At 46.7% G+C, this 270-nt stretch carries 1 pseudogene; it reads right to left on the bottom strand.

The features are described from left to right. Positions 1-132 (bottom strand): annotated as a pseudogene (locus HMPREF2959_RS12375) (IS5/IS1182 family transposase); the annotation flags it as partial. Between the last annotated feature and the right edge of the window lie 138 nt (positions 133-270).

Genomic DNA, 270 nt, shown 5'->3' with positions numbered 1-270 from the left:
ACGGGTTCTTTGACGGTTCAGGTATTGTTCGATCAGCTGCCAATCAATCACCCGGTCCAACTTCAATAGCGGGAAACGGTCGATGTGTTTGGCAATCATGGCTTGGGCGGTTTGCTGGAAGAAGGGGCTCATGAGAAATCCCCTAAATGTCTTGGTGGGAATTTAGGGGATTTTGGGGAATTTTGCAAAGGTCTCAACTTGAGTTTCACGCCCCGCTTAACAATATTCAGTTGGTAAATATTAGGGCGTGTCCCTAATTTGAATAAGCCC

The organism is Neisseria sp. HMSC070F02, assembly GCF_001814225.1.
Taxonomy (GTDB): Bacteria; Pseudomonadota; Gammaproteobacteria; order Burkholderiales; family Neisseriaceae; genus Neisseria; species Neisseria meningitidis.
The sequence above is the reverse complement of the archived record's forward strand: the minus strand, read 5'-3'. Positions and strand labels throughout refer to the sequence as shown.